The sequence below is a fragment of the Parvibaculum indicum genome (assembly GCF_011762095.1).
Classification (GTDB): domain Bacteria; phylum Pseudomonadota; class Alphaproteobacteria; order Parvibaculales; family Parvibaculaceae; genus Parvibaculum; species Parvibaculum indicum.
In genome coordinates, this window is record NZ_JAASQO010000012.1 from 73,599 (window position 1) to 92,572 (window position 18,974).

The window sequence follows — 18,974 nt, forward strand, 5'->3', positions numbered from 1 at the left end:
CATGACCATCATCAAGGTCGACGGTGAAGAAATCGATGTTGCGCCGGAGCTGACGCTGCTTCAGGCATGCGAGGCGGCGGGCAAGGAAATTCCCCGCTTCTGCTATCACGAGCGTTTGTCGATTGCCGGCAATTGCCGCATGTGCCTCATCGAGGTGAAGGGCGGACCGCCCAAGCCCGTCGCATCCTGCGCGCAGAATGTGCGCGATCTGCGTCCCGGCCCGGAAGGTCAGCCGCCGGAACTCTTCACCAACACCGAAATGGTGAAGCGCGCCCGCGAAGGCGTGATGGAGTTCCTGCTCATCAACCATCCGCTGGATTGCCCGATCTGCGATCAGGGCGGCGAATGCGACCTGCAGGACCAGTCCATGGCCTATGGCGTGGACGGGTCGCGCTTCCATGAGAACAAGCGCGCGGTCGAAGAAAAATACATGGGCCCGCTGGTGAAGACGGTGATGACGCGCTGCATTCAGTGCACGCGCTGCATCCGTTTCACGACGGAAGTCGCCGGCGCCGGCGAACTCGGCGCCATCGGCCGTGGCGAAGACATGGAAGTCACGACCTATCTCGACCAGGCGCTCACCTCCGAGCTGTCGGCGAATGTCGTCGATCTCTGCCCGGTCGGCGCGCTGACGTTCCGTCCCTTCGCCTTTACCGCGCGTCCCTGGGAACTCATCAAGACCGAATCCATCGACGTGATGGACGCGCTCGGCGCCAATATCCGCGTCGATGCGCGCGGGTCGGAAGTGATGCGCATTCTCCCGCGCCTCAATGAAGAGGTGAATGAGGAGTGGATTTCCGACAAGACCCGTTTCGTGTGGGACGGCCTGAAGACGCAGCGCCTCGACACGCCTTATGTGCGCGAGAACGGCAAGCTGCGCGCCGCGACATGGGACGAGGCGTTCGGCGTCATTGCAGACAAGCTCCGTGAGCTGAAGGACGATCAGGCGGCCGCCATCGCCGGCGATCTGGCCTGCGCCGAAAGCATGAAGGCCCTGAAAGACCTTCTGGGCAAGATCGGCTCCCCGCATATGGATTGCCGTCAGGACGGCGCCAGGCTCGACGCGTCGTCCCGCGCCAACTACCTATTCAACTCCACCGTGGCGGGTGTCGATACAGCGGACATGATCCTGCTGGTCGGTGCCAATCCGCGTCTGGAATCGCCGGTGCTCAATGCGCGCATCCTGAAGGCGCAGCGCCAGAACGGCGCCCGTATCGGCGTGATCGGCGAGCAGGCCGATCTTACCTATCCCTATGATTATCTCGGTGCCGGTCCGGCAACGCTTCAGGACGTGCTGGACGGCAAGGGCGATTTCGCCGAAGCCTTCATGAAGGCCGAGCGGCCGATGATCGTGCTGGGGCAGAGCGCTCTTGCGCGCAAGGACGGCGCGGCGGTTCACGCCGCCGCCGTGGCGCTCGCCAAGGCCGCCAATGCGGTGCGCGAAGACTGGAACGGGTTCAACGTGCTCCACACCGCCGCCGCACGCGTCGGCGGCCTCGATCTCGGCTTCCTGCCGGGCGAGGGCGGTCGCGACGTCGAAGGCATTCTGGAGGGCGCGTCCTCCGGCGAGATCGGCCTTGTCTGGCTTCTCTCCGCCGATGAACTCGACATGGACAGGCTGGGCTCGGCCTTCGTCGTCTATCAGGGCACGCATGGCGACCGCGGTGCGCATCGCGCGGACGTTATCCTGCCGGGCGCGGCTTATACCGAAAAGTCGGCGACCTGGGTCAACACCGAAGGTCGCGTCCAGATCGGACGCCGCGCTTCCTTCCCGCCCGGCGAGGCACGGGAGGACTGGACGATCGTTCGCGCGCTGTCCGGCGTGCTCGGCCTGACGCTGCCTTACGACGATCTCGACGCATTGCGCGCCGCCATGGAAGAAGATGCGCCGCATTTCGCGGATACCGACATGGTGTTCCCGGCCGCCGACCTGCCGGACGGCGAAAAGGGCGCCTTCGACGACGCAGCCTTTGACACGGCCGTGAAGGACTTCTATTTGACCAATCCGATCGCGCGGGCAAGTCGTGTCATGGCGCTTTGCTCCGCCGAAAAGAGCGCGTCGCTGAGCGCGGCAGCTGACTAAGGGAAGGCACCGGGGGTATGTCCGATATACTTGTCACATATGGCATTCCACTGGCGATCATTCTCGCCCAGTCGCTTGCCCTGCTTGTCGCGTTGCTGCTGATCACCGCTTACGTGCTGCTGGCCGACCGCAAGATCTGGGCGGCGGTGCAGCTTCGCCGCGGCCCGAACGTCGTCGGCGCCTTCGGCCTGCTGCAATCCTTCGCGGATCTGCTGAAATTCGTCTTCAAGGAAGTGGTCATTCCCTCCAGCGCGAACAAGGGCGTGTTCATTCTCGCGCCGCTTGTCTCCGTCGTGCTCGCCTTGTCGGGCTGGGCCGTCATCCCGATGGCGGATGGCTGGGTCATTTCCAACATCAATGTCGGCATCCTCTACATTCTCGCCATCTCCTCGCTCGGCGTTTACGGCGTCATCATGGCGGGCTGGGCGTCGAACTCGAAATATCCGTTCCTGTCGGCGCTGCGCTCGGCCGCGCAGATGGTCTCCTATGAAGTCTCCATCGGCTTCGTTCTGGTGACGGTGCTGATGACGGCGGGCACGCTGAACCTGTCGGAAGTGGTGGAGGCGCAGCGCGGCTCCTGGGGTCTCTTCTCCTGGTACTGGCTGCCGCATCTGCCGATGCTGGTAATCTTCTTCGTCTCCGCGCTGGCCGAGACGAACCGTCCGCCCTTCGACCTCGCCGAAGCGGAATCGGAACTCGTCGCAGGCTTCATGGTGGAATATTCCTCCACCACCTACATGATGTTCATGCTGGGCGAGTATGTCTCGATCCTGCTGATGTGCGCCATGACCACCATTCTTTTCCTCGGTGGATGGCTGCCCCCGGCGGACTTCGCGCCCTTCACCCTGGTGCCGGGAATCGTCTGGTTCCTCATCAAGGTGTTCCTCGTCTTCTTCATGTTCTCGATGGTGAAGGCCTTCGTGCCGCGCTATCGCTACGACCAGCTCATGCGCCTCGGCTGGAAGGTGTTCCTGCCGATCTCTCTTTTCTGGGTCGTGCTGACGGCCGGTGTGCTGGTCTCTTTCGGATGGGTGCCGCATGCCTGATCGCGCCGCTTCCATCTTCGCCAAGGGAAAGGACTGAGCCATGTCCGCGCTTATGCAATCCGCCCGGCAATTGTTTCTGCAGGAGTTCGTGTCGAGCTTCTTCCTCGCCATGCGCTATTTTTTCAAGCCCAAGGCGACGTTGAACTATCCGTTCGAAAAGGGCGCGCTGTCTCCGCGTTTCCGCGGCGAACATGCGCTGCGCCGCTACCCGAACGGCGAAGAGCGCTGCATCGCCTGCAAGCTCTGCGAGGCGATCTGCCCGGCGCAGGCCATCACCATCGAGGCCGGCCCGCGCCGCAATGACGGCACGCGCCGCACCACGCGCTACGACATCGACATGACGAAATGCATCTATTGCGGTCTCTGCCAGGAGGCCTGCCCGGTGGATGCCATCGTCGAAGGACCGAATTTCGAGTTCGCCACGGAGACCCGTGAGGAACTCATGTATGACAAGGAAAAACTCCTCGCCAATGGCGACCGCTGGGAACGCGAGATCGCGCGCAATATCGCGCTCGATGCGCCGTACCGCTGAGCGGGCCGAAGGCAGGCCCAAAATCGGGCAGGGGATTAACGGAAGGGCCGGCGCGCGTCACGCGGCCGGATTGAGCAAGGGGCAGACATGATTGTTACCGCCATAGCGTTCTACGTCTTTGCGGCGATCACCGTCGCGGCGGGCTTTATGGTCATCGCCGCGCGCAACCCCGTGCATTCGGTACTCTTCCTGATCCTGGCTTTCTTCAACGCCGCCGCGCTCTTCGTGCTGATGGGGGCGGAGTTCCTGGCGCTGATGCTGGTCGTCGTTTATGTCGGCGCCGTCGCCGTGCTCTTCCTCTTCGTGGTGATGATGCTCGAAATCGACCTCGCGGAAATGCGCGAGGGCTTTCTGCAATATCTGCCGGTCGGCGGCCTGATCGGCTTCATCCTGCTGGTCGAACTCGTCCTCGTCCTGGGCGCATGGACCTTCGCGCCGGAAGCGGCCGGCGTCGCGGCGCATCCCGCGCCCGACATCGCGCAGGTGGACAATACGCGGGCGCTCGGCCAGCTCCTCTACACCAATTACGTCTATCTCTTCCAGGCGGCCGGTCTGGTGCTTCTCGTGGCGATGGTCGGCGCCATCGTGCTGACCCATCGCGAGAACACCAAGGCCAAGCGCCAGAACATTGCCCGTCAGGTGTCGCGTCGTCGCGATCAGGCGGTCGAAATCAAGAAAGTCGATCCCGGACAGGGGCTCTGACGGGACACAAGCGGCGCATCCTCATCGCGCCGAGGAGAAATACATGGCTATCGGCCTCGGACATTATCTGACCGTTGCGGCGATCCTCTTCACGCTGGGGATTTTCGGCATCTTCCTGAACCGGAAGAACGTCATCATCATCCTCATGTCGATCGAGCTGATGCTGCTCGCCGTCAATATCAACCTCGTGGCCTTTTCCGCGTTCCTGGGCGATATGGTCGGTCAGGTCTTCGCGCTTTTCGTGCTGACGGTCGCCGCCGCCGAGGCCGCCATCGGTCTGGCGATCCTCGTTGTGTTCTATCGCAACCGCGGTTCCATCGCGGTTGAAGACATCAATTCGATGAAGGGGTAAGGAAGCAATGTTCTCAGCCATCGTCTTCCTGCCGCTTCTGGGCTTCCTGACCGCCGGAATTTTCGGCCGCTGGCTCGGTCCGCGCGGCGCGCAGATCGCAACCTGCGTGCCCATGGTGATCGCCGCGATCCTTGCCGCCTTTGCGTTCGTCGATGTCGGGCTTCAGGGCGAAACCTATCGCATCCAGGTTCTCACCTGGATCAATTCCGGCGCCTTCGAGGCGGATTGGCGCCTGCGTGTCGACACGCTGACGGCGGTGATGCTCGTCGTGGTGACCTGGGTCTCCGCGCTCGTGCATATCTACTCGATCGGCTATATGAGCCACGATCCGCAGCAGCCGCGCTTCTTCGCCTATCTGTCGCTCTTCACCTTCGCCATGCTCATGCTGGTGACGGCGGATAATTTCGTGCAGCTCTTCTTCGGCTGGGAAGGCGTGGGCCTTGCCTCCTATCTGCTGATCGGTTTCTGGTACAAGAAGCCGAGCGCCAACGCCGCCGCCATCAAGGCCTTCGTCGTCAACCGTATCGGCGACTTCGGCCTCATCCTCGGCATCGCGACGCTTTTCTTCACCATCGGCTCGGTGGATTTCGACACCGTTTTCAAGGCGATCCCGGAGCTGCAGGACAAGACGTTCCTGTTCCTCGGCTATGACGTGCCGGTCGTCACCACGGCCTGCCTGCTTCTCTTCATGGGCGCCATGGGCAAGTCGGCGCAGTTCCTGCTGCATACCTGGCTGCCCGATGCGATGGAAGGCCCGACGCCGGTTTCCGCCCTCATCCACGCCGCGACCATGGTGACGGCGGGCGTCTTCCTCGTCGCGCGCATGTCGCCTGTCTTCGAGTTCTCGCCCTTCGCGCTGACGGTGGTCACGATCATCGGCGCGATCACGGCCTTCTTCGCAGCGACCGTCGGCCTGGTGCAGAACGACATCAAGCGCGTCATCGCCTATTCGACCTGTTCGCAGCTCGGCTATATGTTCGCGGCTCTCGGTGTCGGCGCCTATGAACCGGCCGTGTTCCATCTCTTCACCCACGCCTTCTTCAAGGCGCTTCTGTTCCTCGGCTCCGGCTCGGTGATCCACGCCATGAGCGACGAGCAGGACATGCGCAAGATGGGCGGCCTGTTCCGCATGATCCCGGCGACCTGGCTGATGATGATTATCGGCACGCTGGCGCTGACGGGCTTTCCCTTCACGGCGGGCTACTTCTCCAAGGACGCCATCATCGAAGCGACCTTCGCCGGCGAGAACCCGGCGCATATGTTCGCCTTCGTCATGCTGGTCGTCGCGGCGCTTTTCACCTCCTTCTATTCCTGGCGCCTCATCTTCCTGACCTTCCACGGCCAGAGCCGCGCCTCCAACGAGACGCTCTCCCATGTTCATGAATCGCCCATGGTGATGATGCTCCCGCTGGTGGTGCTCGCCGTCGGCGCGGTGTTCGCGGGCATGGCCTTTTCCGATCTCTTCATCGGCAAGGCGCATGAGGCCTTCTGGCTGAGTTCCATCTTCAAGGGCCCGGACAACCATGTCCTTCACGACATGCACCACATTCCGGCCTGGGCGATATGGGCCCCGACGGCGATGATGGTGATCGGCCTCGCGGTCGCGGTGCTCTTCTATCTCGTCAAGCCCGAGCTGCCCAAGCAGCTCGCCCGCGAGCAGGAGCCGCTCTACAAGTTCCTGCTCAACAAGTGGTATGTCGACGAGATCTACGACTTCCTCTTCGTCCGCCCGGCCTTCTGGGTCGGCCGCCTCCTGTGGAAGCAGGGCGATGGCCGCATCATCGACGGCCTCGGGCCCGACGGCGTATCCGCGCGCGTGCTTGACGTGACGCGCGGCGTCGTCCGCCTGCAGAGCGGTTATCTCTATCACTATGCCTTCGCGATGCTGCTCGGTGTGGCGGCGCTGGCGACCTATTTCATGTTCGGGGGCGCGCACTGATGACCGACGGAAGCATTCTCTCGCTCATCACGTTCCTGCCGCTCGCAGGCGCGTTGCTGATCGCCTTCGTTCGGGGCGACGAGGCGACGGTCGCACGCAATGTGCGCTACGTCGCGCTGTGGACGACGGGCTTCACCTTCATCCTGTCGCTCTACATCTGGTGGAAGTTCGACCCGACCACGGCCGACTTCCAGTTTGTGCAGGAAACCGAGTGGCTGGGCAGCTCGATCAACTATCACGTCGGCGTCGACGGCATTTCGATGCTCTTCGTCATCCTGACGACCTTCCTGATGCCCGCCTGTATCCTGGCGAGCTGGGAATCGATCCAGACCCGCGTGAAGGAATACATGATCGCCTTCCTCGTGCTGGAAACGCTGATGATCGGCGTCTTCTGCTCGCTGGATCTGGTGCAGTTCTACATCTTCTTCGAAGGCGGCCTCATCCCGATGTATCTCATCATCGGCGTCTGGGGCGGTCCGCGCCGCATCTATGCGAGCTTCAAGTTCTTCCTCTACACGCTGCTCGGCTCGCTGCTCATGCTACTGGCCATCATGGCGATGTATTGGGACGCGGGCACGACCGACATCACCGTCCTGCTCAATCACGACTTCCCGGCGGGGATGCAGACCTGGCTCTGGCTCGCCTTCTTCGCCTCCTTCGCGGTGAAGATGCCGATGTGGCCGGTCCACACCTGGCTGCCGGACGCGCATGTGGAAGCGCCGACGGCGGGCTCGGTCATCCTGGCCGGTATCCTGCTGAAGATGGGCGGTTACGGCTTCCTGCGTTTCTCGCTGCCCATGTTCCCGCTGGCCTCCGCCGATTTCGCGCCGCTCGTCTTCGCCTTGAGCGTGATTGCGATTGTCTACACCTCGCTGGTTGCGCTGGTGCAGGAGGATATGAAAAAGCTCATCGCCTATTCGTCCGTTGCCCATATGGGATTCGTGACCATGGGCATTTTCGCGGCGAACCAGCAGGGCGTTCAGGGCTCCATCTTCCAGATGCTCAGCCATGGCTGGGTGTCGGGCGCGCTCTTCCTCTGCGTCGGCGTCATCTACGACCGGCTGCATACGCGCGAGATCGCGGCCTATGGCGGCCTCGTGAACCGGATGCCGCTCTATGCCGTCGCCTTCCTGATCTTCACCATGGCGAATGTCGGCCTGCCGGGCACCTCCGGTTTCGTGGGCGAGTTCCTGACTCTCATGGGCACCTTCATGGTGAATACCTGGGTGGCCGCGCTGGCCGCCACGGGCGTCATCCTGTCGGCGGGCTATGCGCTCTATCTCTATCGCCGCGTCGTTTTCGGCGAGATCCAGCGCGACGTGCTGAAGAGCATGAAGGATCTCAACATGCGCGAGGCGCTGACGCTGGCGCCGCTTATCGTGACGACCCTTTTCTTCGGCATCTATCCCGCGCCGATCTTCGACATCACGGCCGTATCGGTTGAGCACCTGGTTGCCAATTATCACGCGGCCGTCGAGGCCCATCAGACGGCCATGGGGGGCGGTGTGCTGACGCATCTCGCCGGCCTCATCGGCATTCAGTAGAGCAGGGGCCGCAAGGACAGATTCATGGAAACCGCAGTGACCACGCTTCCCGCTTTTTCTCCCGCGCTGCCCGAGATGCTTCTCGCCGCGGGGGCTCTGCTGCTGCTCATGTACGGCGTGTTCCGCAAGCACGCCACGGCGCGCGATACCGCCTATGGCGCATTGGCGCTCTTCGCCATCGTCTGCGGCGTGCTGATCGGCCAGAGCGGCGGGCGCGTGACGACCTTCGAGGGCATGTTCGTCATCGACGGCTTCACCAAATATGTGAAGATTCTCGTCCTGCTGGCCGCGGCGGCGGCCATCGTCATGTCGATGAACTTCATCGAGCGGGAGAAGATCGACCGTTTCGAGTTTCCGGTACTCATCGTGCTGGCCACGCTCGGCATGTTCGCCATGGTCTCGGCCAACAGCCTGATCGCCCTTTATCTGGGCCTCGAGCTGCAGAGCCTCGCACTCTATGTCATCGCGGCCTTCAATCGCGACAGCACGCGCTCCACGGAAGCGGGACTGAAATATTTCGTCCTCGGCGCGCTTTCCTCCGGCATGCTGCTTTACGGCGCGTCGCTGGTCTACGGCTTCACCGGCAGCGTCGACTTCAACGTCATCGCTCACATTCTGGAGGCGGGGGCCAATACCGGCGTCATCTTCGGCCTCGTCTTCGTGCTGGCCGGTCTCGCCTTCAAGATTTCCGCCGTGCCTTTCCATATGTGGACGCCCGACGTCTATGAGGGCGCGCCGACCCCGGTGACCGCCTTCTTTGCCGGTGCGCCCAAGCTCGCGGCCATGGCACTCATCATCAATCTGCTTTACGGCGCCTTCCCGCATCTCCTGCCGGAATGGCAGCAGATCATCGTCTTCGTCTCGATCGCGTCCATGGTGCTCGCCGCTTTCGCGGCCATCGGCCAGAACAACATCAAGCGCCTGATGGCCTACAGCTCCATCGGCCATATGGGCTATGCGCTTGTCGGCCTCGCCGCGGGCACGCCGGAAGGTCTGCGCGGCGTGCTCATCTACATGACGATCTATGTCGTCATGAATATCGGCGTCTTCTGCTGCATCCTCATGATGCGCCGTCAGGAAGGCATGGTGGAATCCATCGACGACCTCGCAGGCCTGTCGCGTCACCGGCCCTTGCTCGCTTTCGTCTTTACGATGCTGATGTTCTCGCTGGCCGGCATCCCGCCGCTCGCGGGCTTCTTCGGCAAGTTCTACGTCTTCATGGCGGCGATCGAGGCCGAGCTTTATCCGCTGGCCGTCATCGGTGTGCTCTCCAGCGTCGTCGGCGCCTTCTACTATCTGCGCATCGTGAAGGTGATGTATTTCGACGAACCGGCCGAGGCTTTCGAGCCCATGCCGGGCGAACTGACGGCGATGCTCACCATCTCCGGCGTCTTCACCACGCTGTTCTTCGTCTATCCGCTGCCGATCGTCGCCGGAGCGCAATCGGCGGTCGCCGCGTTAATGCCGTAAGGAAAACGCAGCATGGCGGAGCAAGACGCAACGCTTCCTGCCGGATACCGCCATGTTCACTTTGGCGAAATCGACAGCACCAACGAAGAAGCCCGCCGCCTGGGCGATGCGGGCGATCCCGGCAATGTCTGGATCACGGCCGACCTGCAGACGGCGGGCCGGGGTAGGCGGGGCCGCGAATGGGTGTCCCCCAACGGCAATTTCATGGGAACGCTCCTCCTTGCGCCCCGTTGCGGGCCGCGCAAGGCGGGAGAGCTTTCCTTCGTGGCCGCCGTTGCCGTGCATGACGCCGTGGAAAGCATCCTGCCGCCCCATCTCAAGGGCGGGCTGAAGCTCAAATGGCCCAACGACCTGCTGCATGAGCGGCGGAAGCTCGCGGGCATCCTGCTGGAGTCGTCCGGCGTCGCGGGAGGGGAAGTCGCCTGGGTCGCCATCGGCATGGGCGTCAATCTGGCCGTTCATCCTGAAAATATCGAATATCCCGCGATCTCCCTCGCGGCCATGCAGGCGGGCCGCGTCACGCCGATGGAGATGCTCGGGGCGCTGGCGGAAAGCTATGAGCGCTGGCTCGCCGTCTGGAGGGGGCAGCACGGTTTCGCGGTTATCCGCGAGGCATGGCTCGCCCGCGCCGAGGGGCTTCACGGCGAGATTACCGTGCGCCTCTCGGACGAAAGTTTTACGGGAAGCTTCGAGGGCCTCGCCACGGACGGCACGCTGGAAATCCGTCTCGCGGATGGCAGCCTGCGCCGGGTCGCGGCGGGCGACGTCTTCTTCGGCTCCTCGACGCCCCCCATGGCGTCCTGACGCCTGTCGCGCTAAGAATAGGCATGAGCGAAACAACATCTCCCGCCACCGCCGCCGGTTCGTCTCGCGGCAAGGGCGCCGGCCCTGCGAACCCCGAAGACGAATTCCTGTTTCTGCCGCTCGGCGGATCCGGCGAAATCGGTATGAACTTCAACCTGTACGGCTATGGGAGCGACGACGACCGGCAATGGATCATTGTCGATCTGGGCGTCACCTTCGGCGACGAGCGCACGCCGGGCATCGACCTCATCATGGGCGACCCGGCCTTCATCGAAGAGCGCCGCGACGAGCTGCTCGGCATCGTCCTCACCCATGCGCATGAAGACCATATCGGCGCTGTGGCGCATATCTGGCCGCGCCTGCGCTGCCCGGTTTACGCGACGCCCTTCACCGCCCATATGGTGCGCGGCAAGCTGATTGAGGCAGGCATCGAGGATGAGGTGCCCATGCACATCATCCCGCTCGGTCATCGCTTCGACCTCGGTCCCTTCGACATCGAACTCGTCACGCTCACCCATTCCATCCTGGAACCCAATGCGCTGGCGATCCGCACGCCGCTCGGTCTCGTGCTGCATACCGGCGACTGGAAGATCGACCCGGACCCGGTGCTGGGCGACGACATCGACGCGGCCCGTCTGACGGAAATCGGCGACGAGGGCGTGCTCGCCATTGTTTGCGACAGCACCAATGTCTTCTCGCCCGGCGTCTCCGGCTCCGAGGCCGATGTCGGCCGGAGCCTCGTCGAGCTTTTCCGAACCTGCAAACGCCGCATCGCCGTCACCACATTCGCCTCCAATGTCGCGCGGCTGGAAAGCATCGCCAAGGCGGCGGCGGAATGCGGCCGCCATGTCGTGCTGGTCGGGCGCTCCATGCATCGCGTGGTCTCCGCCGCGCGCGAGGCGGGCTATCTGCACGACCTGCCGCCCTTCGTGAACGAAGAGGATGCGGGTTACCTTCCGCCCGAAAGCGTTCTCTATCTCTGCACCGGCTCGCAGGGAGAGCCGCGCGCCGCGCTGGCCCGCATCGCCGAAAACACCCATCCCAATATCGTGCTGGAGGAGGGCGATACCGTCGTCTTTTCCTCCCGCATCATTCCCGGCAACGACGTCTCGATCTTCGAGCTTCAGAACCTCCTGTCCGAACGCGGCATCCGCGTCGTGACGGAGAAGGATCACTTCGTCCACGTTTCGGGCCACCCCTGCCGCGACGAACTCGCCCAGATGTATCAGTGGATCAGGCCGCGCGTTTCCATCCCGGTCCATGGCGAATCCCGCCACCTTGCCGAACATGCCGCCTTTGCGCGCGAACTGCAGGTGCCCGAGCAGATTGTGGTGAAGAACGGGCTCATGGTCCGTCTCGCGCCGAACGAGGCCCGGGTGATCGACGAAGCGCCTGCCGGCCGCCTCTATCTCGACGGCGACATCCTGGTGGAAGCCGAAGAGGAAGCCTTGCGGATGCGCCGCAGGCTTTCCTTCTCCGGCGCGGTGTTCGTGACCCTGGTGATCGACGGCAAGAACCGCATTTGCGGCGACCCGCAAGTGCGCCTGATCGGCCTGCCGGAGGAAGATAATTTCGGCATGTTGCTGGAGGACCGCGCGCTCGATGCGATCGACGATGCGCTGGACCGGCTGCCGGCCAAGCGCAGGGGAGACGACGCTTCCGTTGCGGAATATGTCCGCCGCGCCGTGCGGGGCACGCTGCGCCGCGAATGGGGCAAGAAGGCGCAGGTGGAGGTGCTGGTCACGCGCATCTGACCCCGCCTTGCTACCGGCCCTGAACCGGCCTAATTTCTGGCCAGCGCAATTCCGGATCAAAGGAAATTCTCATGCTCGGACCGCTCAATCACGTCGCGATCGCAGTGCCCGACATCAAGGCCGCCGCGGAAACCTATCGCCAGAAGTTCAATGCGAAAGTCTCCGAAGCCGTGCCGCAGCCCGACCATGGTGTGACCACGGTTTTCGTCGATCTCGGCAATACCAAGATCGAGCTGCTGGAGCCGCTGGGCGAAGATTCGCCGATTGCCGGTTTCCTCGCCAAGAACCCCAAGGGCGGCATCCATCACATCTGCATCGAGGTCGACGACATTGATCAGGCCTGCGAGAAGATGAACGACGAAGGCGTGACCATTACCGGCACGGGCAAGCCGAAGATCGGCGCCCATGGCAAGCCGGTCGTCTTCCTGCACCCGAAAGACCTGAACGGCACGCTGGTCGAGCTGGAACAGGCCTGAGGGATCGCTCTTCCTCTCTTCGAGACGGGATCGGATTTTCAATGAGCTGGTTCGCGGGCGTCGCCATCTATTTCGTGATTTGGTGGATCACCTTGCTGGCGGTGCTTCCTTTCGGCGGAAAACCCGTTGCCGAGGAAGATCGGCGCGAGGGGCATGATCGCGGTGCGCCCGCGCGCCCCTTGCTGCTCTGGAAGATGATCGCCACGACGCTCATTGCGGGCATCGTCTGGTGCCTAGTCGCCTGGGTGATGATCTACCAGCCCGTTTCCTACGACGACATTCCCTTCATGCCGAAGTTCTCGCCGGAATATAACGAGCAGGTCGCGCCGGCAGCGCCCGCGCAGCAGCCCGGCAACTGAGGCCGGGCTGTTATCCGGCGCAAAAAAAGCAAGCTCCGCTGTCGTGGCCTTGCCCGAACTCGGCGCAAAAAAAAGCAAGGTCCACTTTCGTGGCCTTGCTTTGGTTTTCCCTCATTTGGTCGCGCCATCGACCGTTACCGGTCGTGTCTGCGTTTCCTCCCTAGACTTGAGACCTGTTTTCCGGCCCCTTTATTGCGGAGGAAGATAGCGGGGATGCGACGCGATGTCACGCAAAATTCGCCGACATGGTAACATTCGGTACGAAAATGCGGCAGGTGCGAAACGAATATCCGCCGCTCTCCGTTTTCCGGTAATGAGCCGAACGGTTATGAGACGTTAAGCCGGACGGTGAGAAGATGGCGCATGACCCGCTCGACCCCTGATTTCGGTTCCTTTCTGCGGCTTGGCTGCCTTCTGGCGCTGATCGCCGGGCCGCTTCGCCCGGTCGCGGCGGAAGCGCAAGACCCCGTGGTGAACCTGGCCGGGGGAGAGGGCGCGCGGATCGTCCGGATTTCGCCCGAAGCCTGCGAAAGCCTCGACCTCTATGCCGCGCCCGATACCGTCGACGGCGGCGCGGACTACGTACCGGGCGTTGCCGTCGATGGCAGCCCGGTCGCGCCGGCCGATATCGGCGGCGGATCGGGCTATGAGCCCCGCCGTCACTATGAATTCGACGTGGTGGTCCGCCCGCTCGCAGGGGGTACCACGCCGGACATCTCCCGGAGCGAGATGAGCGTTGCGCATTTGCGCATCGACAGCCGCACAGGCGCGGTGGAAATCGACGGCGTGCCGCTCTCCGATGGAAACCGCCATGCACTGGCCGAAGCCTGTGCAGAATTGCACCACACGCGACCGAAACAGCCTCCCGGGCCCCCGTATCGCGCGCCGGCGGATTGACTCCGGGCGCTCCCCCCGGAACCCTGATTATGGGCAAATCGGGTGGTGTTTTCATGCTTGCGTGTTGGGTAAAGACGGGGCTTTCCGGCCTTTTCGGGGTGATGGTGGCGCTGGCGATGTCGTCGCCGGTCATGGCGTCCGGCAATGGCCTGTGGACGATCACCAAGGACCGCTGGAGCGAGAGCGACGAGGCCGCCTGGCGCGACTTCATCGCAGGCCTTGGCGCGGCGGATTGCTGGACGATGGATGCCTGCCTCAAGAGCCCGGCCAATCCCTACCGCCACACCGATCCGAAGGGCGCGCAATTTCTCGTGGATTGTGCCGACACGCCTTATGTGCTGCGGGCCTATTTCGCCTGGAAGAACGGACTGCCCTTCGCCTGGGCGAACGGCGTGTTGCCCGCCGACGGCGTGCGCGGCGACATCCGCTATTCGCCCTATGGCAACAAGGTGGTGAGCCGCGCCTCCGTGCCGCGCACGGCCTATGGCGTCCGCGCCATGCCGATCCTGCGCCAGCTCACCTGGACGATTTCCACGGCCATGTTCCGGCGCGATGCGAGGGCGTGGGACGAAACCATGTTCACCGACACCTATTCGCCGCGCCTCGACCGGGAGGCGATCCAGCCCGGCACCATCGTCTATGACGTCAACGGCCACATCGCGACCGTCTGGCGGGTGGAGCCCAATGGCCGTATCTGGATTTTCTCCTCCCATCCCGATCACACGCTGAGCCGTTCCTTCGTCGGGCGGGAGTTCCTGCGCACCGGCCCTGAACTCGGATCGATCTTCCAGAAATTCCGTCCCATCCGCCTCGTCGGCGCGAAACGGGCGGCGAACGGCTCGCTGATCGGCGGGCGGATCGTCGGAACGCCGAACAGCGAAATCCCGGACTTTTCGCTGGAGCAATATACCGGCAACCCGGCGACCGACCCCGTCAACTGGCGCCGCGCGCAATGGGTGTGGCAGGACGAGACGATGGACTTCTACACCTATCTCCGGGCGAAGATGTCCTTCGGCGATCTCGAATACCGCCCGCTGGACGAGGTGAACGCCATGATGATGTCGCTCTGCCAGGACCTGCGTTCGCGCGCCCGCGCCGTCGAGATCGCGCAGGAAGAGGGGATAGACGACATGACGCCGCCGCGGCGACTGCCGAACAATATTTACGGCACGGATGGCGTGTGGGAGCTCTATTCGACCCCCTCGCGGGACGCCCGGTTGAAGACCGCTTTCAAGGAGCTTTACGATTCCGTCGTGCAGTTCGTGAAGCTCGATCTCATCGATGCCCCGCGTCTGAAATATGACGGCAATAACCTCGTCGGTGATCTTCTCAAGGCCTATGAGCAGAAGGCCGCCGCCTGCGCGATTTCCTATCGCAATTCGGTGGGCCGAACGGTGACGCTCAATATGAGCCAGGTGAGCGAACGCCTCTTCGATCTCTCTTTCGATCCCTATCAATGCGTGGAGCGCCGCTGGGGCGCGCGCGGCGCGGAGCTTTCCACCTGCCGCGACGGCGTGGTGAAGACCCGCTGGTACGAGGCGCAGCGAAAGCTCCGCAACCAGATCGACCGCACTTATGACGTCGATATGGGCTACACCATTGCCGAGCTGGAGCGGGGCCCCTATGGGCTCAGAACGGGCAGGGGGGTGGACAATCCGCCCGAGGTCGATGTCCGTGCCTATCTGGAGGCGGCAGCTCACCGCTACTCCGCCATGGCGGAGACGCCGGAGCCCTCGGCTACGCGCTGAACCAACTGTCACATAGCCTTCGTTGACTTTGCGGGAGCTGCGCCCGAAGCTGCGCCGATTCCGTATGAGGGCCGGTGATGTATCTCTCTTTCTGGCGCGTGTTGGTCGCCGTTCCGGTACTGCTGCTGTCTGCCATGCCGCTCGCTCAACCGACCATGGCCGCCGATTCCGCGCGCTGGATCGTCACCAAACCGGCATGGAGCGAGACGGATGAGGCCGCCTGGCGCGATTTCGTGGCGGGCATCGGCGCGGCGGATTGCTGGACCGTTCAGGACTGCCTCAAAAGCGCGGCCAATCCTTACCGCTTCACCGACAAGGGCACCGGTCTTTACGACTTCCTGATCGACTGTGCCGACGCGCCGCTCGTGCTGCGCGCCTATTTCGCCTGGAAGAACGGACTGCCTTTCGCCTGGGAGGCGGAAGTAAAGCCGCTGGATGAAGATGGCGACGTCATCGAGAACGCCCGCGACAGCGACGTCCGCTACTCGCCCCATGGCAATGCGATTACGAAGCGCGATGCCGTCCCGCGCACGGAAAGCGGGGTCAATGCGCCGCGCCTGCTGCAAAGGCTCACCACCACCGTCTCCACCGCCATGCATCGCTACGATGCCCGCACCTGGGACCCGGAGCTTTTCTCCGACACCTATTCCCCGGCCTTGAACCGCGAGGCCATCCGCCCCGGCACGATCGCCTATGACAGCAATGGCCATATCGCCCTTGTCTGGAAGGTGGAGCAGAGCGGCCGTATCCGGATCTTTTCCGCCCAGCCCGACAATACGGTAACGCGCGGCTTCCTCGGCCATGAATATGCGCGCACCGGGCCGGAGCTTGGCGCGATCTTCCAGAAATACCGGCCCATCCGCGTCGTCGGCGCGGTTCGTGCGTCCAATGGCGCCCTGGTCGGCGGCCACATCGAAGGCACGCCGAATAGCGAACTGCCGGACTATTCGCTGGAGCAATACACCGGCAACCCGCCCACCGATCCGCAGAATTGGCGCAACGCGCAATGGGTCTGGTACGACGAGACGATGGACTTCTATACCTATCTCCGGGCGAAGATGTCCTTCGGCGATCTGACCTATCGCCCGCTCGACGAACTGCAATCCATGACGCAGTCGCTTTGCCGCGATCTTCATTCGCGCCAGCGTTCCATCGTGGCGGCGCTGGACGAGGGCACAAACAAGATGACCCCGCCCGAGCGCCTGCCGGAAAACATCTATGGCACGGACGGCCTCTGGGAGAGTTTTTCGACGCCCGCCCGCGATGCGCGGCTGAAAACCAGCTTCAAGCAGCTTTACGATGCCGTCGTCCTCTTCGTGAAGCTCGACCTCATCGATGCGCCCCGCCTCGAATATGACGGCGAGGACCTGCCCGGCGACATGCTGAGCCTCTATAACAGGGAAGCGGCCTCCTGCCTCGTCACCTATGAGAATTCGGCGGGCGAGCCGGTGACGCTCGACATGGAGCAGGTCTCCCGGCGCCTCTTCCGGCTCTCCTTCGACCCCTATCAATGCGTGGAACGCCGCTGGGGCGCGAGCGGGGCGGAGCTGTCCACCTGCCCGGACGGCGGGGCGAAAACCCGCTGGTACGAGGCCGAGCAGAAGCTGCGCAACCAGATCGAACGGACCTACGACGTCGGGATGGGCTATACCGCCGCCGAGCTGGAAAAGGGCCCCTGGGGCGTCCGCACCGGGCGCGGCGTGAGCGAACCCCCGAATGTGGACGTCCGGGCCTATCTGGAAGGGGCGGTCCGGCGCTACTCGGCCCAATTGAACATCAAGCCGGACATTGCGAAGTCGGTGGCGACCCCCTAAAACTTGACCCCTGTTTTAGCTGGCCCGGCGCGGGATTCGGCGGTCGCCGGAGAGGCGATACCGGCCATTTCGCGTCTCGGCCCCCAACGACAAGTCAGCCCAACGCTATGCGTCTTTCCCGATATTTTCTGCCCACCCTCAAGGAAAACCCCGCCGAGGCCCAGATCGTCTCGCACCGGCTCATGCTGCGCGCCGGCATGATCCGCCAGACCAGCGCCGGTATCTATGCCTGGCTGCCGCTCGGCCTGCGTGTCTTGAGGAACATCGAGAAGATCGTTCACGAGGAGCAGGAAAAGGCCGGCGCCATCCAGTTGCTCATGCCGACGATCCAGTCGGCCGATCTCTGGCGCGAGTCGGGCCGCTACGACGCCTATGGGCCGGAAATGCTCCGCATCAAGGACCGGCACGACCGGGACATGCTCTACGGGCCGACCAATGAGGAGATGATTACCGAGATCTTCAAGAACTCGGTCCGCTCCTACCGCGATCTGCCGCGCAACCTCTATCACATCCAGTGGAAATTCCGCGACGAGATCAGGCCGCGCTTCGGCGTCATGCGCGGTCGCGAATTCCTGATGAAGGACGGCTATTCCTTCGACCTCGATGTGGAGGCCGCGCGCCGCGCCTATCGGAAGATGTTCGTCTCCTATCTGCGGACCTTCGACCGCATGGGGCTTCGCGCCATTCCCATGGCGGCCGATACCGGTCCCATCGGCGGCGATCTCAGCCACGAATTCATCATTCTGGCGGAGACGGGCGAGTCCGCCGTCTTCTGCCACCGCGATCTGGTGGACATGGATGTGCCGGGCGACGATCTCGACTATGAGAGCGATCTCGAGCCGATCATTCGTTCGCGAACGGAGCTTTATGCCGCGACCGACGAAGTCCATGACGAGGCGAAGTTCGCGGCCGAGGTGCCCGAGGACAAGCGCATGACGGCGCGCGGCATCGAGGTCGGGCATATCTTCTTTTTCGGCACGAAATACTCGAAAGCCATGGGCGCGGTCGTGTCCGGTCCCGACGGCAAGGAAGTCCCCGTCCAGATGGGCTCTTACGGCATCGGCGTGTCGCGCCTCGTCGGGGCCATCATCGAGGCGAGCCACGACGAGGGCGGCATCATCTGGCCCGAGGCCGTGGCACCCTTCAAGGTCGGCCTCGTCAATCTCAAATCCGGCGATGAAGAGACGGATGCGGCCTGCGAGGACATTTACGCGAAACTCACTTCCGCCGGTGTAGAAACGCTCTACGACGACACGAACGAGCGGGCAGGGGCCAAATTCAGCAATATGGACCTGATCGGCCTTCCCTGGCAGCTCGTGGTCGGTCCGCGCGGCCTGAAGAACGGCGTCGTGGAAGTGAAGAACAGGGCGACGGGCGAGAAGGAAGAACTGTCGATCGATTCAGCGCTGAACCTTCTCACGAGCTGAACCGGTCATTTGCACGGCGGGGGCGAA

At 63.2% G+C, this 18,974-nt stretch carries 16 protein-coding genes; all 16 read left to right on the top strand.

Annotation, left to right across the window (positions count from 1 at the left end; translation table 11 throughout):
* Position 1: 1 nt before the first annotated feature.
* Complete coding sequence (gene nuoG / locus FHS78_RS14825) at positions 2–2,083, top strand: NADH-quinone oxidoreductase subunit NuoG (protein WP_167095156.1); 2,082 nt, start codon at positions 2–4, stop codon at positions 2,081–2,083.
* 17 nt (positions 2,084–2,100) lie between these two features.
* Positions 2,101–3,129, top strand: coding sequence for an NADH-quinone oxidoreductase subunit NuoH (gene nuoH, locus FHS78_RS14830; RefSeq protein WP_167095157.1), 1,029 nt, complete (start codon positions 2,101–2,103; stop codon positions 3,127–3,129).
* A gap of 40 nt (positions 3,130–3,169) precedes the next feature.
* Positions 3,170–3,661, top strand: a complete 492-nt coding sequence (nuoI, locus tag FHS78_RS14835; RefSeq protein ID WP_167095158.1) for an NADH-quinone oxidoreductase subunit NuoI — start codon at positions 3,170–3,172, stop codon at positions 3,659–3,661.
* Between the two features lie 87 nt (positions 3,662–3,748).
* Positions 3,749–4,363, top strand: a complete 615-nt coding sequence (locus FHS78_RS14840) for an NADH-quinone oxidoreductase subunit J (RefSeq protein ID WP_167095159.1) — start codon at positions 3,749–3,751, stop codon at positions 4,361–4,363.
* A 43-nt stretch (positions 4,364–4,406) separates the two neighbouring features.
* Positions 4,407–4,715 (top strand): NADH-quinone oxidoreductase subunit NuoK, encoded by a 309-nt coding sequence (nuoK, locus tag FHS78_RS14845; protein ID WP_167095160.1) that lies wholly within the window; start codon positions 4,407–4,409, stop codon positions 4,713–4,715.
* A gap of 7 nt (positions 4,716–4,722) precedes the next feature.
* Positions 4,723–6,654: an NADH-quinone oxidoreductase subunit L gene (gene nuoL, locus FHS78_RS14850; protein ID WP_167095161.1), complete on the top strand. Its 1,932-nt coding sequence runs from the start codon at positions 4,723–4,725 to the stop codon at positions 6,652–6,654.
* The gene (locus FHS78_RS14855; RefSeq protein WP_167095162.1) at positions 6,654–8,198 is read left to right on the top strand and encodes an NADH-quinone oxidoreductase subunit M; all 1,545 of its coding nucleotides are present in this window, start codon (positions 6,654–6,656) and stop codon (positions 8,196–8,198) included. The genes nuoL and FHS78_RS14855 overlap by 1 nt, the downstream gene beginning before the upstream one ends.
* A gap of 24 nt (positions 8,199–8,222) precedes the next feature.
* The gene (gene nuoN, locus FHS78_RS14860; RefSeq protein WP_167095163.1) at positions 8,223–9,668 is read left to right on the top strand and encodes an NADH-quinone oxidoreductase subunit NuoN; all 1,446 of its coding nucleotides are present in this window, start codon (positions 8,223–8,225) and stop codon (positions 9,666–9,668) included.
* Positions 9,669–9,680: 12 nt separating this feature from the next.
* On the top strand, positions 9,681–10,472 hold the full coding sequence (locus tag FHS78_RS14865; protein ID WP_167095164.1) for a biotin--[acetyl-CoA-carboxylase] ligase: 792 nt from the start codon (positions 9,681–9,683) through the stop codon (positions 10,470–10,472).
* Positions 10,473–10,615: 143 nt separating this feature from the next.
* A complete protein-coding gene (locus FHS78_RS14870; RefSeq protein ID WP_167095245.1) occupies positions 10,616–12,226 on the top strand; it encodes a ribonuclease J in 1,611 nt (536 codons plus the stop codon).
* A gap of 71 nt (positions 12,227–12,297) precedes the next feature.
* Entirely contained in the window at positions 12,298–12,702 is a 405-nt protein-coding gene (gene mce / locus FHS78_RS14875) for a methylmalonyl-CoA epimerase (RefSeq protein ID WP_167095165.1), read from the top strand.
* Between the two features lie 41 nt (positions 12,703–12,743).
* The gene (locus FHS78_RS14880) at positions 12,744–13,061 is read left to right on the top strand and encodes a DUF1467 family protein (RefSeq protein WP_167095166.1); all 318 of its coding nucleotides are present in this window, start codon (positions 12,744–12,746) and stop codon (positions 13,059–13,061) included.
* 363 nt (positions 13,062–13,424) lie between these two features.
* On the top strand, positions 13,425–13,958 hold the full coding sequence (locus FHS78_RS14885; protein WP_167095167.1) for a hypothetical protein: 534 nt from the start codon (positions 13,425–13,427) through the stop codon (positions 13,956–13,958).
* A gap of 53 nt (positions 13,959–14,011) precedes the next feature.
* A complete protein-coding gene (locus FHS78_RS14890) occupies positions 14,012–15,706 on the top strand; it encodes a hypothetical protein (protein ID WP_167095168.1) in 1,695 nt (564 codons plus the stop codon).
* A 77-nt stretch (positions 15,707–15,783) separates the two neighbouring features.
* Positions 15,784–17,520, top strand: coding sequence for a hypothetical protein (locus tag FHS78_RS14895; RefSeq protein WP_167095169.1), 1,737 nt, complete (start codon positions 15,784–15,786; stop codon positions 17,518–17,520).
* Positions 17,521–17,627: 107 nt separating this feature from the next.
* Positions 17,628–18,947: a proline--tRNA ligase gene (proS, locus tag FHS78_RS14900; protein WP_167095170.1), complete on the top strand. Its 1,320-nt coding sequence runs from the start codon at positions 17,628–17,630 to the stop codon at positions 18,945–18,947.
* Positions 18,948–18,974 lie beyond the last annotated feature (27 nt).